Here is a 210-nt window from a genome sequence, read left to right as displayed (position 1 = left end):
ACCTTATAGATTAAAATAATTATACATTAGGTTCTACATTTTTTATTATAGGNNNNATATCCATTCCTTCTCTTCTATTTTTTATTAATACAATTCTTGAATCAATATCTTCTTTAAATATTTCATAACCAGGTAATTTTTCTACTAATCCTTTTGCAAAATTTCTTATATCTTCCATACTTGGAACATTTTCAAATTTTAATCTTGATC

1 protein-coding gene (running past one end of the window) is annotated in these 210 nt (G+C 22.3%); it reads right to left on the bottom strand.

Going from position 1 to position 210, the window contains the following annotated elements; genetic code table 11:
- Positions 1-19 precede the first annotated feature (19 nt).
- Positions 20-210, bottom strand: the 3' portion of a protein-coding gene (locus LUA84_RS03320; protein WP_457913373.1) for a hypothetical protein. Its footprint extends 37 nt past the window's final position; 191 of the gene's 228 nt are visible here — the last part of the coding sequence; its start codon lies beyond the right edge, outside the window — the gene reads right to left on this strand; the stop codon is at positions 20-22.

Source organism: Candidatus Nanopusillus massiliensis, from assembly GCF_920984865.1.
The sequence above is the reverse complement of the archived record's forward strand: the minus strand, read 5'-3'. Positions and strand labels throughout refer to the sequence as shown.